Raw genomic sequence first — 14,311 nt, 5'->3', positions numbered from 1 at the left:
TGTGCGGCCGCTCTCGGTGAGCACGGCCCGCCGCAGGGCCGTGATCGACGCACTGCGCCGAGGTGCCGTCCCCGACAGCGGGCTCGACCTGCTCGCCACCGGGCTCGATCGGTTCGAGGCCGCGTTGGACGCCGAACTCGACGCCGTCGCGGCAGGCGGCGCGGTCTTCAAGGCGGTGCGCGGTGAATACGGATCGGGTAAGACGTTCTTCTCCCGCTGGCTCGGGGAACGGGCCAAACGCCGCAATTTCGCCGTCGCGGAGGTGCAGATCTCCGAAACGGAGACGCCGCTGCACAAGCTGGAAACGGTCTATCGCAGGCTCACTGAACGGCTCAGCACGTCCAGCTTTCCGCCCAGTGCGCTGCGGCAGGTGATCGACGCCTGGTTCTACGCCCTGGAGGAAGACGCCATCGCGGCGGGCGCCGCCGAAAGCGATCTGGCCGCGGCCGTCGAGCAGCTCATGTCCGCGCGATTGGCCGAAGTCTCCCGGCACGCCCCGTCGTTCGCGGCAGCCGTTCGTGGCTACCGGACCGCCGTACTTCATGGCGACGAGGCCACCGCGGCAGCTGTGCTGGCCTGGCTGGGCGGGCAGCCCAATGTCGCCGCTTCCGCCCGTCGAGCCGCCGGAGTGCGCGGCGACCTCGATCATTTCGGCGCCTTCGGCTTCCTGCAGGGCCTGCTGACGGTATTGCGCGACTCCGGCCACCGGGGCCTGCTGGTCGTGCTCGACGAAGTCGAGACTTTGCAGCGAGTGCGCTCCGATGCGCGGGACAAAGCGCTCAACGCGCTGCGCCAACTCATCGACGAGGTGTATTCCGGCCGCTTTCCGGGAATGTATCTGCTGATCACCGGCACTCCCGCCTTCTTCGACGGGCAGCAGGGCGTGCAACGGCTGCCGCCGCTGGCGCAACGGCTGGCCACCGATTTCACCACCGACGCGCGGTTCGACAACCCGCGCGCGGTGCAGATGCGCTTGCCCGGGTTCACCCTCGATTCACTCACCGCTGTCGGGATCACCATTCGCGGCCTGTATGCCGAAGGCAGCGAGCACAGCGTCCGAGTGCGAGCCGTGGCCGACGACGCGTATATCGCCGATCTGGCGCGGGCGGTAACCGGGTCGCTCGGCGGCAAGGTGGGCGTCGCACCGCGGCTGTTTCTCAAGAAGCTGGTCGGCGATGTGCTCGACCGCATCGATCAGTTCCCCGATTTCGATCCCCGACAGCACTATCGGCTCACGGTCGGCTCCGCCGAATTGACCGACACCGAGCGCAATCTCGTCCACGCCGACGATATCGATCTGGACCTGTGAACAACCAAGCCGAGGCTCGGCTCGAGACAACAGTCGATCCGGTCGACCGGCTCGACCCGGTGGTAGTCCACCATCTCGTCAACACCCTGGGCTGGCCCGACCTGCGCCCGCTGCAAAAAGCATCGATCGATCCGCTGCTGCGTGGCGCGGACGCGATCCTGCTCGCCCCCACCGCAGGCGGAAAAACCGAGGCCGCGTGCTTCCCGCTGCTGACCGCGATGAGCCGGGACGACTGGCGCGGGGTATCGGTGCTGTATCTGTGCCCGCTCAAAGCCTTGCTGAACAACCTCGCCACCCGCGTCGACAGCTACGCGCGGTGGGTGGGCCGCCGCGCGGCACTGTGGCACGGCGATATCGGCGAATCCCAGCGCGACCGTATCCGCCGCGAACCGCCCGATATCCTGCTGACCACCCCGGAATCGTTGGAAGCCATGCTGATCGGGGTGAAAACCGAACACGACGAACTCCTCGGCGGCATCCGGGCGGTCGTCATCGACGAGGTGCACTCTTTCGCCGGCGACGATCGCGGCTGGCATCTGCTCGCCGTGCTGGAACGGCTGCACCGAGTGGTCGGGCGTCCGATCCAGCGCGTGGGTTTGTCCGCGACCGTAGGCAATCCCCACGCCCTGCTGACCTGGCTGCAGGGCTCCGGCGCCGGGAAACGGCCGGGCACGGTCGTCGCCCCGGACCTTCCTGCACCCGCCGATAATGCCGCGTCTTCGTCGGACCCTTCTCCGACACAGCTCTTCCCGGCTCGCATCACTGCCCGACGTCCGCCCGGCGAGGTGGAATTGGACTACGTCGGCTCGCTCGACAATGCCGCCACGGTGATCGCAGCCTTGCACCGTGGCGAAAAACGGCTCGTCTTCTGTGATTCCCGCCGCCAGGTGGAGCAGTTGGGCGCGGCCTTGCGAGCGCGCGCGGTCACGGTGTTCCTCTCGCACGCCTCTCTGTCCGCCGACGAACGCGCCCGCGCCGAACAGGCCTTCTCCGAAGCCCGTGACTGCGTGATCGTCTCGACCTCCACTCTCGAACTCGGCATCGACGTCGGCGATCTGGATCGCGTCATCCACATCGACACCCCGGCTACCGTGGCGTCGTTCCTGCAGCGCATCGGCCGCACCGGACGCAGGCCTGGCAGTACTCGTAACTGCCTGTTCCTGGCCACCGGCACGGATGCCCTGCTCCAGGCCGCCGGATTGCTGCTGCTGTGGAACCTCGGCTGGGTCGAACCCGTCACCCCGCCCGCACAACCTCGCCATCTCGTCGCTCAACAACTGCTCGCGGTCACCCTGCAGCACGGCACGCTGGGCGATCGACTCTGGTGGCGGGAATGGAATGATCTGCCGCCCTTCGACCGATCCGCCGAACCGATAGTGGCGCATCTGGTCACCGCCGGGTACCTCGACTCCGACCAGGGGCTGCTGTTCATCGGCCCGGAAGCCGACAAGCGCTTCGGCAGAAGGAATTTTCTCGAACTCACCGCCTCGTTCACCGCACCACCACAGTTCACCGTGCTCGCCGGACGACAGGAGATCGGCCGGACCGACCCCTCGATCCTGACCGACAATCGGCCCGGACCTCGGCTCCTGCTGCTCGCGGGCCGCAACTGGCGGGTCACTTATATCGACTGGAAACGGCGACGCGCCTTCGTCGAACCCACGGAGGGCGGCGGAATCGCGAAATGGTCGGCTACCGGCGTTCGAGGCCTGTCCGCCGAACTGGCACGCGCAATGCGCGCGGTGCTGCTGGGCGAAGACCCCGAGGTATCGCTGACCCGGCGCGCCCAGCGCGCACTCGCCGAGGAACGCGCTCGCCGCGCCGGAACGGTCGCCGCCGACGCCACGCTGATCACTGCCGCCGCCGGCGGCGTCCGCTGGTGGACCTGGGCGGGCTACCGCGCGAACGCCACCCTCGCGGCAACCCTGGAAGCCATCGCAGCTCCGGCCCAACGCCCCAACGACTTCGCTATCCGGCTCCGCGATGATCTGACCCCGCGGAACTGGCAGGCGGCCATCGATTCCATCGATCCCGACCGGCTCACCCTGCCCGGCGTCGATCCCAGGACCGTCGCCGGACTCGAGTTCTCGGCACTACTGCCCGAACACCTGGCGACAGCGAGCGTCGCCGCCCGGCTCGCCGACGTACCTACCGCCCGAGCTGTGCTGGCCGAGCCGACGAGATGGCATGTCACGACGTAAACCAGCCGACTGTATCGTCTTCCCGGATATGCGGTACGCGCCCCATATCCTGAGAAAACCGACCGGTCTGGCTCTCGAATGGTGTGCATTGCGGGAACTGTTGTGATATCAGGTATTACGCCCACACCAGTCGACCGATCTCAGGGGGATATATCGTGGCACTCGACAGTCCGAAGCTCCAGGACGTCCTGAAGCAGATCAGGACCGGCGCCATGCAGCTTCCCGACTTCCAGCGCGACTGGAAATGGGACGACCAACGCATCCGTGAGCTGATCGCCACCATCACCCTGGACTACCCCATGGGGGTGGTGATGACCTTGGAGACCGGCGGCAAATCCCCGTTCCGCGCCCGCCCGCTCACCGGGGCCGAAACCGCGCAGCCGAAGGAACCCGACTTGTTGCTCCTCGACGGGCAGCAGCGCCTCACCTCGCTGTTCCAAGCGCTTTACATGGATGTCCCCGTTCGCACCACCGACGCTCGTGGCAACGAACTGCACCGGTGGTACTACATCGATATCGAGAAGGCCGTCGGCCCCTCGGCGGATCGCGACGACGCCATCGTCTCGGTGCCGCCCGACCGGCAGGTACGTGCCAAATCCACCCGCACGGTCGAGCTCGACCTCGCCGATACCGAATCCGAATGCCGTGCCAAGCACTTCCCGCTCAACATCGTCTTCGACACCGATCGGGTACATACCTGGATGCGCGAGTTCGTGAAGCTCGACGATGCCAATTGGACTCTGTGGTCGAGTTTCGACCAAGCGGTGCTGCAGAAAGTCCGCTCGTTTCTCATCCCGATGATCCGGCTCGAAGCGGCCACCACACCTGATGCGGTGTGCTCGGTCTTCGAGCGGGTCAATACCAACGGCGTACCGCTCAATGTGTTCGAGCTGCTCACCGCCACCTATGCCGGTGACCGCGACTACGAGAGCCGCCACTCGGATTACTACCGGTTACCGGATGTCTGGCTGGATATCAAGAAAGACCTCACAACCTCCTTCCCAGTGCTCGGGCAACCGGAAATCAATCTGGAGAACGGTCTCAGCAGCGCCGAATTCCTGCAGGCGGTCGCATTGGTGTACACATGGGAACGCAAACAGCACGGCCACACCGCATCGGTGTCGTGCAAGCGCCGCGATCTACTGAACCTGCCGCTGCCGGACTTCGACCGCCTCGCTCCCCGACTGCGCACAGCTTTCGCCTGGGTCGGCGAATTCCTCACTCGGCAGTGCATCGTCCAACCCACCGATCTCCCCTACCGCACACAGCTCATGCCGCTGGCCGCTGTCCATGCGATCCTGGGCGATCGCATGGACGATCCGGCTGTCCTGAGTCGGATCACACGCTGGTACTGGTGTGGGGTTCTCGGCGAAATGTACAGCGGGTCGACCGATAGTCGCATTCCGCGCGATGTGGAGCAACTGATCGAATGGGCCCGACCGGACGGCCGCGCTCCCGATACAGTCGCCGAAGCGGTCTTCCTCGAAGACCGGCTCGATACCCTCAGCACCCGCAACAGCGCCGCGTACAAGGGGATCTACGCTCTGCTGGTCAAGCAGGGCGCGGTCGATTGGTATTTCCACCGCGAACCCCTGTCCCCCAGCACGATGCTGCAGAACGCGGTCGACATCCGCCAGATCTTTCCCAAGAACTGGTGCAATCGAAACAAAATCTCTGCTTCGAAAGCGAATTCGATCGTCAACAAGACCGTGCTCTCCCATCGGGCCAGTCGCAACCTGCTCGGACCGCCGAGTTCCTACCTCCCCGTACTCGCCGGCGATTCCGGAACCCGAGACGAGTGGTTCGACGATATCGTCGCAACACATCTGATCGATCCTGCCGATCTGCGCACCGATGATTTCGACGCGTTCTACGTCAACCGCTCCCGACAGTTACTGCGACTGGTGGAAAACGCCATGGGCAAGGGAACTCTCTTCCGAGAGCAGACAGCGCGGTGACGGTGTCAGAAGGCCCGTCGGCCGAAGTTATCGAGAAGCTGAAGGGCACCGATTCGACAGTATCGGAGCTGCTCGCGTTCTTCGGCTTTCGCTACCGCAACTTCGAGTCCGTACCGGTAATCGGCGCGGCACTAGCGAACGCCGGGCTCACCACCGAGCCCTCGTTCATCACCTGCGGACACAATACGTCCGTGCGGATCATCGATCTCGACGAAACCGCGGCGAACTCGCCGGAGGGGTCGGAGGAAACCGAGGAGCCGGAGCCGGGCACTCTGCCGACCCGTCCTTTTCTCGTCAGCGATATCCCCTCCGCCACAGCTGGTTTGACTTCGGTAAACTCTGCGAACACACTCACCTATGCGCTGCACCTGATGCAGTCCGAAGACTACTCCCAGATACCTGTCATCGACGGCACATCCAGCCTCAAGGGAATAGTCACCTGGAAATCGGTCGCGACCATGTATCTACGCACCGGTGTGGCGCCTACGCTTACCAATGCCATGAAAAATCCACAGACCGTGGATCTCCACGAGGACTTGTTCCGGGAACTGCCCAACCTTTGCGAACACGGGTATCTCCTGGTGCGTAACGGTGATGGCGAACTGAAAGGAATCATCACCACCACAGATATCACCAACCACTTCCACGAAACCGCTCTCCCATTCTTCCTGGTCGGCAAAATCGAGTTCCAGCTACGCTCTTGTCTCGGTGCGCGACTCACCCCCGACGCCATACGAGCGGTCCAGGGAAGGAACAAGACCGGAGTCATCGGCGACCTCATGTTCGGCGAATATCTCAAACTATTGCGCCCCCATCATCAGAACGCGTCGTTCAATGCTGCCGCAGAGGCTAATTGGCGGGCGCTCGGTTGGCATGGCATCGACCGAGCCAGCTTCATCGATCATCTCAGCCAGGTGAAGGACATACGCAACAACATCGCCCACTTCGATGCGAAACCTCCGAGTGCTGCGGATATCGAAGTCCTCCGGAAGTTCTCGGTACTGCTGAATGCGCTGAACTAGGGTGTCGCGCCTGGAATGCGTTGAATATATTCAGTGAGTGAATCGAGAATAGCTTCCGCGGTTTTGCGTCAATCGACGTGCTCACCGACCGCGCCTGCGCTCGTGTACCAGCCGCAGCACATGGTGGCGTCCGAGGTGGGGAAACCGTGCGCCGCTGCGCTCGCGCCACCGGTGTCGAGAAGTTACTGGTCGACACCGGCACCGGGCGGCGGACCAGCCTGCTCGACTACCGGTCGTTATTGACGGTAGTCGAATGGTGGCCGAACAGAGCTGTGGTGCCGCCAAAACACTCCGCTCGCCCACTTCGAACACAGCCGACCGATATGGAAATCTTTGGGGTCGAACCGCTTTCTCATCGCACGGCATCTTCGGCGGCCCGGATTCGTTGCAGGGCACGGTCGATCCAGGTATCGAACAGGGTCGCCAAATCATGGGGAGTGGTCGGGCGGATCGAGACGTTCTGGCCGGTGAGCTCGGTATAACGGCCATCGTCGGTAATGTCGTACCACTGCACCGTGTTCGATGGCTCGGGACGGCTCAGCAGCGGCCCGACCAGCAGCCCGGCCGCGCCACCGCCGTCGGCGGGACGATGTAGCATTCGTTGGTACTGCTCGCGTGGAGTGTAGCGGGCGGCACTGTGCCAGTGCCCGTCGGATCGCGGACGGAGATCGTCGGCATGGAATGTCGCAGGCTGCCGGGCACCGGGCGCACAAGCCGGGATGGATCGCACGAGGAACGACGACAATGACTCAGGCCGGAACAGACGAACCCTGATCGGCCCGTCCTGCTCGCCGAGGACGGCCTGCGACAGTACGACCGCATGGTCATAGGTACGCGCTCCCACGACGCGATACTCTTTCACCTCGCCGGTGCCGCTCTTGTGCCTGCGGGTGCCGCCGAGGATTTCGATCCGCAGCGGCGAAGTGGACAATGTGTGCAGCGCGAGCGCGATCTGCTCCAGTTCATCGGACGAGTAGCGGGCCCGTACCGCGGCGCGATGCGCGGTGAAGTCGTTTTCGTGGGTGAAGCGACTGCGATAGTTCAGTGGGCGAGGGAAACGGTCATTCGCATCGCCGTACCACATGGCAGCGAAATCCTCGGTATCCCAGGTCCATTCAAGCATCAGTATCCGTTCGAATCGGCCTCCGGACAGCAGGCACACCGGCCCTGCAAGCCCCTCAACTGCGCGGAGGGCAAGTTGTTCAGCGTTCGGCCCTGTGCTGGGACGATGCGTTCCAGTCGCCGCCGATCACCCCATCTGGCAGTGCTTTGGGCAGCTCGCCGATCAGTTCGTCGGCGTTGTCCTGGTTGACGAGATAATCCGGGATCGGGCGAGTGGAATCCTCGTCGGACTTGCCGCGCCCGGCGACAGGCGCACCGTAACCGGGCAGACCGGCGGAGCCACGCCCCGGTGTCGAACCAGTGGCGGCAGCACCGGTTTTCGGGCTCCATGTGGTCGGCGAGCCCGGCATACTGCGGCCCGGTCGGCCGGGATGTTCGCCCGCGCCGCCGGAGGCCCCCGGAACACGGGTGCCCGGTGCTCGGGTTCGGGTGGGCGCTGGTGTTGTGCTGGTCGGACCGGCACCAACCGGACCTGCGCCGGTCGGACCGGCGGGCGAATCTCTGGTGATTCTACTCGGATCATTTCTGGCCGAACCTGTTTCAGCAGAACCCGCACCGGCCGAGGTGGTAGTGGAATCGCTCGCCGAAGCCGTTTTTCGCTCGGGCACAGATTGTTCGGATACGGGCTGGCCGGATACTGACCGATCCGATGCGGACTGATCACCGGGCACATCCGGAGAATGATTCGGATCGCCGGGATCGACACCGGACGGATCGGATGCGACGGGCGCGGCTCCGGAACCAGTCCCGCCGGGAAGGTTCGGACCGCCGAGCTGTCCTGTGGGCCGCACGACATCCAGAGGCTCGACCGGGTCCACCGGTATCGGCAATACCGGAATCCGAGTGTCCAGCCCGAGGAATGGCCGCACATAGTGGGCACGCATCACATCCTGGGCTTGCTCGGCCCGCTCCTTGATGACATCGTCGCGCGCGATGCCGACCCACGGCCAGGAATCCTTGTGCCACCAAGGCTTCTCGTCCGGAACCTCCGGGATGGCGGTTTTGGTGGTGAGGATGCCCTCGGCCGCGTCGAACACGAGGCCGCTCAGCCGCGTCATCGGATCGATCAGCTCCTGCGCGGCAGTCGCATAGCGGGTGACGGCATCGCGCGCGGCCTCGGCGGCAGATCCTTCCCACGCACCGGCGATGGATTTCCGGATGCTGGACGAGAAGACCTCGACACCGGCCTCCCATTCGGCAGACAGATCGCTGTAACGCCCGGCGATACCGAATGCCTCGGTCGGTCTCAGCGGGTCGAACGTGTCCTTGATCTCCTGATGCGCGAACTGCTTCACCCATTCCCCGCCGTCGCTGATCCTCGGCGCTTCGTTCCCGCTCATGATCGCGCCCTCGGCACCGCCGCGACCACCTCGGGCTGCCCCGTGCCCGGCACACTCTGCGCGGGATCTATCCGAGTGGGCTGCTCGGGCAACCGCGCCAACAGATCACGCACCCGAGCCGCGAACTCACTGTCCGCCCGCATATACCGCTGACAGATCTCCCGGTGCAATGTCTGGATTCCCTCGACGATCTGGTAATGCTGCTCCAACACCGCGTACACGCTATTGTCCGAACCCTGCGCCTTTTCCCGGAACCGCTCGACCAACGTCTGCGCCGATGTCAATCGCGGATTGTCCTCACCGAGGCCCCACATGCCGCTCTCGATATCCGCGATCGCCTTCGCCTCCCGTTGCATAAGGCGAATCAGTTCCTTGAATCGCTGGCAGTCACGGTCGATGTAGACGAAGTCCTCTGGATCCACCCGCAACCCCAACCGGCCCTCCCTGGCCTCGGTGATCAGATCCGCCAACGGACCCGACGACGTATCGTCCGCACTCATCTCTCTCATCCCTCCCTGGTCGAACTCGGTGTCCCGGACTCACACCCCAGCAGGCAACATCTGCGCCACCTTCTCCGCCAATGTGCGCGCCAACTGGCAAGTGTCGATATGTCCCGTATTCCGGTTCGACGCGGGATTGTCGAGGAACACTTCGAGACTGCCACCGACCATCTCGACATTGACCACGCACGTTTCACTGGGCCGGGAACCGCGCCGCGTGGAAATCGCCGCACGACCCGCGAGCGTGAACTCCTGCGGATCCGCAAGTCCCCGACTGCGAACATAAGGGATCGTCACATTCGTCACCTGCACACTGGCCGCATACCCATCGGACTGTACCCAATCGCAGCCACGCCATCTGGTGCCCCCCGGACCGTCAGCATCCGCCCGATTCGGCTCGACAGCCACGTGCAACCGCTCCGAATCCAGCACGCTCTGCGGCACATCCGTGCAGGGATCGAACCCCTTCGGCACCTGCACCGCCAACCCGGACTCGGTCACCGTACTCGTCACCGACGACCATCCGGGACCATCCTCCGCCGCAGACTCGCAACCAGCCGATGCCACCCCCGCGACCAGACCTGCCGCCACGACCAACGCCTTCGCGGTCCCGCGCATCCGCACCTCGATCCCCCTATGCCATCAGTCGTTCCCCGCGACTATATCCCGGCTCCCACGGATATCCGACCTCAGCGCATCGCGCTCCCGCCGAGGCAGTGGGAGGAATACCGTCGAAGTATGCCGCGCGAACCCACACCCAGTACGCTCTGCCGTTCCACCTGAACGCGATACGCATCGACGGCACTGCGGACGACAACCAGACGGCCACGCTGATCACAAGTGACTGTCGCTTCTCAACGAGAAGTGTTCCCCGTGCTCGGTCGGCATGCGGCGCGGGCGATCTGCGCCAGGGCAGGCCGTGCCGACCCGCTTCCGGCCGAATACGCCGCGCCGCCAGCGGCATCCGCCGCGCGGTCGACGGGCGCTACCCTACGTCGCGGCGCAGCCAGGTGACCTCGGCGCCCGATTCCGCTCCATAACGGTAGGTTTCGAGGTCCTCGTCCCAAGCGGTGCCCAGGGCACGGTCGATTTCGGCGGCCAGGTCGTAGCCGGAGTGCTCGCCGAGTTCTCGGGTGGATCGCAGCATGGCGCGCAGGCGCGTCTCACCGAGCACGGTATCGCCGTTGGCACTGGTAGAGCCATGCCAGAGACCGAGGCCGGGAACGAATGTATAGCGCTCACCGTCCACACCGTCGCTGGGGTCTTCGGTTACCTCGAACCGGAGCACCGGCCAAGAGCGCAGCGCTTTGGCGATCCGGGAGGCGGTGCCGACCGGGCCGATCCATTCGCTGTCGGCGCGCAATTGGCCGTCGACCGGTTGTGCGGTCCACCGCAGTTTCGCCGGGGCGCCGAAAGCCGAAGTCAGTGCCCACTCGACATGCGGGCACAGCGCGGCAGGCGACGAGTGGATATAGACCACACCCGCCGTCACGTCCGCGAACTGACTCGATGCGCGCACCACCAACACCTCCAGCTTCGACGAGAGCGTCTTCCCCAACGACTCATCGGGCTGGTGTTACTCGACTATACTGAAGCGACCCAAGGGACACGTGTTACTCAGCAGTCGTGTCGCGTGCGACGGTCGCCTCCGCGATAACCGCGTCACTGAATGATGGCCAGGCCGCTCGCGCCCAATCACCGAAATTCTCGTCGCTCAAGGCGAGACACGCCAACTCCGCGCGCGGGTCGACCCACAAAAATGTCCCGGATTGGCCGAAATGCCCATAAGTGCTCGGCGAATTCGTACTACCGGTCCAATGCGGCGTCTTTGCTGCGCGCAGCTCGAAACCCAGCCCCCAGTCGTTCGGGCGTTGTGAGCCGTAGCCGGGCAACACGCCGAAGCGACCAGGGAACTGTATCGAGGTGGCCTCGGCATGAGTTCGCGCGGAGATCAGTCGCGGGTGCAACAACTCGGCGGCGAAGCGGGCGAGATCCGCTGCGGTGGAGCGTCCCGCGTGCCCGGCCGATCCGGTCAGCGTCGAGGCCGTCATGCCGAGCGGCTGGAACACCGCCTCACGCAGATACTCGGCGAACTCGATCCCACTCTGCTCGGCGACGAATTCGGCGAGTACCTCGAAACCGGCGCTGGAGTAGATCCGTCTGGCGCCGGGTTCCGCCCGCACGTCGGTGGTGTCGAACGCGAGCCCGGAAGTATGCGCCAGCAGATGACGCACGGTGGAGCCGGGCGGACCGGCGGGCTGGTCGAGTTCGACCGCGCCTTCCTCCATCGCGATCAGCACTGCGTAGGCCACCAGCGGCTTGGTCACCGAGGCGAGCGGGAACACCCGGTCGACATCGCCTTCCTTCTCGATGTCGCCGTTGGCGGTGACCACCGCCGCCGCCGCATGCCGAACCGGCCATTCCCGAATCTGTTCGAGTGAACGCACTGTGCAAGCCTACGAGACCTGTGCGGCTATGGCTGCCCCTGTCATGGCGGACGAGCCCACCTACCAGGCAGTCGCCAGGGATGCAACACCGCAGACCTGCTCGGCGAGCCGATCTCGGCCGGACTGATCGAACCGATCGCCCGCCTGACGAGAAGGACCGGTCTACCAGTCGGCTTCGGTGTATTTGATGATGCCGCGAATATTCTTGCTGTCCAGCATGTCCTGGTAGCCCTGGTTGACTTCCTCCAGGGAGTAGGTGCGGGTGACCATGTCATCCAGGTTGAGCTGACCGGCCTTGTACAGTTCGAGCAGGCGCGGGGCGTCCTGGCGAGCATTGCCGCCACCGAAGATGCAGCCCTTCACCGTTTTCTGCAGCATACACATGAGGAAGCTGTTCAGCTTGACGTCACCATCGTCCATTCGCCCCATCGAAGTGACCACGAGGGTGCCCGTCTTGGCGGTGAGGATCAAGCCTTCTTCGATGTACTCGCCGTGCATCTCGCCCATAGTGAGGATGACCTTTTCGGCCATTCGCCCCTCGGTGGCTTCCATCAACGGCATGATCGCGGCGGTCATGCTCTCGTAGGTGTGCGTGGCGCCGAATTTCTGCGCCTGCTCCCGTTTCCACGGATTCGGGTCGATGGCCACGACTTTCGAGGCCCCGGACAGCACCGCGCCCTGCAAGGCACTCATACCGACACCACCGATGCCCGCGATCACCACGGTCTCTCCGGGAGATACCTGGGCGACATGAGTGGCCGAACCGAAGCCGGTCGGCACCCCACAGCCGACCAGACAAGCCACCTCGAACGGAATGCTCGGATCGATCTTCACCACCGAGGTGTGATGCACCGTCATGTATGGCGCGAAAGTGCCGAGCAGGCAGATCGGGATGACATTCTGACCACGCGCCTGGATGCGGTAGGTGCCGTCGCTGATCGACTGGCCCAGCAGCAACCCCGCGCCCAGGTCGCACAACGCCATATGTCCGGCGACGCACGCCGGACAGCGGCCGCAGGCCGGGATGAACGACAAGATCACATGATCGCCGACCTGCAGATCGGGTGGGCAGTTGGGACCGAGTCGGGTGATCACGCCCGCGCCTTCGTGCCCGCCCATCACGGGGAAAGACGGCATCGGGGTCGCACCGGTCACGATGTGGTGGTCAGAATGGCACATGCCGGCGGTCTCCAGCCGGATCTGCACCTCACCGGCGACCGGATCGCCGATCTCGATCTCCTCCACCGACCACGGCTGGTCGATCCCCCAAAGGATCGCACCTTTTGTCTTCATTCCTGTCGACCCTCTCGCATGCGCGTGCTTATATGTGACTGCACCCACAGTACGAGAAAAATGGAACGCGTTCTAGTGTTGACTCAAAATTTCCGAGTCACCGAATCGCATAGATTCGGAACACGTTGCAGTTCTACCGCTTCCCCGCTTCTCTACCGCTTCCCCACTTCCTGGGCGCGCACATCACGCAGATGGTGTGTCAGGTCGTGCAGGAAATACCGCGCCAGCGAATCCACTGTGAATACCGCCCCGTCACTGCGCGCGCCGCGCAGGCCGCGCCGAGCATCCGGCACGGATTCGAAGGAGTGCGCTATACGCTCAGCCGCCTCGCTCAACTCTGCGGCGACCTGGTCCGGAGCCTGTTCCCAGTAGCGATCGGCCACCGCGGTAGCGTCCTGGTCCCAGTTGTCGAAGCGCGGGATCCCCCCCTCGGCATCGCCGGCCAGCAACAGGCCGAGACGGGAATTGAACACCCGGCACATATCGCGCACGTGCGCGCAGTACTCCAGGGCGGACCAGGTGGATTCGTTCGGCCTTAGCCGGATGTCAGGACGGCTGAGCACCGCGACGAAGCGGGCAGCCGCCGCCCTGGTCAGCGCGGGCACGGCCATGTAGCTGGTCGCGGCGGCATCGAAACCGCATTCGGGGCAGGCGCGTTCGAGCACCCAAGTCCAGTCCTTGACGTCGGGGACAATGCCATCGGGAACTATCGTCATGCGACCACCCTAGAAATGGCTTAATGTATTCGTCCAGCGATATCAGGCCAATCATCGGCAACATGCCGACAATCACCCACCGGACAGTGTGCCTGTTCGAAGTGTTCCAGCGTGATCGCGTGCAGGAAGTCGCCGACCCCGTAGGCGCCTTACCCGCGCACGCACGCCCTCCAGAACGATCCCTAGGCTGACAAGCCCGTCTGCCTGCGGGTCTCCGGATCGCGCGCATGCAGATCGGGCAGCTCGTTCTTGGGCATGATGTTCTGCGTTCCACCACCAAGGACGGTCACAACCTTGAATTCGACTACGGGCAGCCCTTGTGCGTCCACCCACTTTCCGACGGCGGCGAAATCGACAACCGTGGGATCCACATCGGCCGGTTACGCAACAGACATACCCACCT

The 14,311-nt window shown here is 64.4% G+C and carries 13 protein-coding genes; 4 read left to right on the top strand and 9 right to left on the bottom strand.

Features of this window, described 5'->3' with window-relative positions:
• Nucleotide 1: 1 nt before the first annotated feature.
• From brxD to ACX4ZE_RS01280, 4 genes are all read left to right on the top strand, one after another.
• Entirely contained in the window at nt 2-1,309 is a 1,308-nt protein-coding gene (gene brxD / locus ACX4ZE_RS01295; RefSeq protein ID WP_480271638.1) for a BREX system ATP-binding protein BrxD, read from the top strand.
• Nucleotides 1,306-3,510: a DEAD/DEAH box helicase gene (locus ACX4ZE_RS01290; protein ID WP_480271378.1), complete on the top strand. Its 2,205-nt coding sequence runs from the start codon at nt 1,306-1,308 to the stop codon at nt 3,508-3,510. The genes brxD and ACX4ZE_RS01290 overlap by 4 nt, the downstream gene beginning before the upstream one ends.
• A 155-nt stretch (nt 3,511-3,665) precedes the next feature.
• Entirely contained in the window at nt 3,666-5,468 is a 1,803-nt protein-coding gene (locus ACX4ZE_RS01285) for a GmrSD restriction endonuclease domain-containing protein (protein ID WP_480271377.1), read from the top strand.
• Nucleotides 5,465-6,490 (top strand): CBS domain-containing protein, encoded by a 1,026-nt coding sequence (locus tag ACX4ZE_RS01280; protein WP_480271376.1) that lies wholly within the window; start codon nt 5,465-5,467, stop codon nt 6,488-6,490. The genes ACX4ZE_RS01285 and ACX4ZE_RS01280 overlap by 4 nt, the downstream gene beginning before the upstream one ends.
• Nucleotides 6,491-6,842: 352 nt before the next feature.
• On the opposite strand, the gene ACX4ZE_RS01275 is transcribed toward ACX4ZE_RS01280, so the two are convergent.
• From ACX4ZE_RS01275 to ACX4ZE_RS01235, 9 genes are all read right to left on the bottom strand, one after another.
• Complete coding sequence (locus ACX4ZE_RS01275) at nt 6,843-7,613, bottom strand: ESX secretion-associated protein EspG (protein WP_480271375.1); 771 nt, start codon at nt 7,611-7,613, stop codon at nt 6,843-6,845.
• A 79-nt stretch (nt 7,614-7,692) separates the two neighbouring features.
• Nucleotides 7,693-8,952, bottom strand: coding sequence for a WXG100 family type VII secretion target (locus ACX4ZE_RS01270; RefSeq protein WP_480271374.1), 1,260 nt, complete (start codon nt 8,950-8,952; stop codon nt 7,693-7,695).
• A complete protein-coding gene (locus ACX4ZE_RS01265) occupies nt 8,949-9,452 on the bottom strand; it encodes a hypothetical protein (RefSeq protein ID WP_480271373.1) in 504 nt (167 codons plus the stop codon). Before ACX4ZE_RS01265 ends, ACX4ZE_RS01270 begins: the two co-directional genes overlap by 4 nt.
• 39 nt (nt 9,453-9,491) lie before the next feature.
• Nucleotides 9,492-10,070 (bottom strand): DUF3558 domain-containing protein, encoded by a 579-nt coding sequence (locus ACX4ZE_RS01260; RefSeq protein WP_480271372.1) that lies wholly within the window; start codon nt 10,068-10,070, stop codon nt 9,492-9,494.
• Between the two features lie 367 nt (nt 10,071-10,437).
• Nucleotides 10,438-10,971, bottom strand: a complete 534-nt coding sequence (locus ACX4ZE_RS01255; RefSeq protein WP_480271637.1) for a DUF3145 domain-containing protein — start codon at nt 10,969-10,971, stop codon at nt 10,438-10,440.
• A 94-nt stretch (nt 10,972-11,065) separates the two neighbouring features.
• Complete coding sequence (locus ACX4ZE_RS01250; protein WP_480271371.1) at nt 11,066-11,899, bottom strand: serine hydrolase domain-containing protein; 834 nt, start codon at nt 11,897-11,899, stop codon at nt 11,066-11,068.
• Nucleotides 11,900-12,061: 162 nt separating this feature from the next.
• Nucleotides 12,062-13,192, bottom strand: coding sequence for an NDMA-dependent alcohol dehydrogenase (locus ACX4ZE_RS01245; protein WP_480271370.1), 1,131 nt, complete (start codon nt 13,190-13,192; stop codon nt 12,062-12,064).
• A 152-nt stretch (nt 13,193-13,344) separates the two neighbouring features.
• Nucleotides 13,345-13,908 carry a DinB family protein gene (locus ACX4ZE_RS01240; RefSeq protein WP_480271369.1) on the bottom strand — a complete coding sequence of 188 codons (564 nt, stop codon included), beginning with the start codon at nt 13,906-13,908 and terminating at the stop codon, nt 13,345-13,347.
• Between the two features lie 182 nt (nt 13,909-14,090).
• Nucleotides 14,091-14,279, bottom strand: a complete 189-nt coding sequence (locus ACX4ZE_RS01235; RefSeq protein WP_480271368.1) for a hypothetical protein — start codon at nt 14,277-14,279, stop codon at nt 14,091-14,093.
• Between the last annotated feature and the right edge of the window lie 32 nt (nt 14,280-14,311).

It is taken from the genome of Nocardia sp. TBRC8007, from assembly GCF_056629435.1.
The sequence above is the reverse complement of the archived record's forward strand: the minus strand, read 5'-3'. Positions and strand labels throughout refer to the sequence as shown.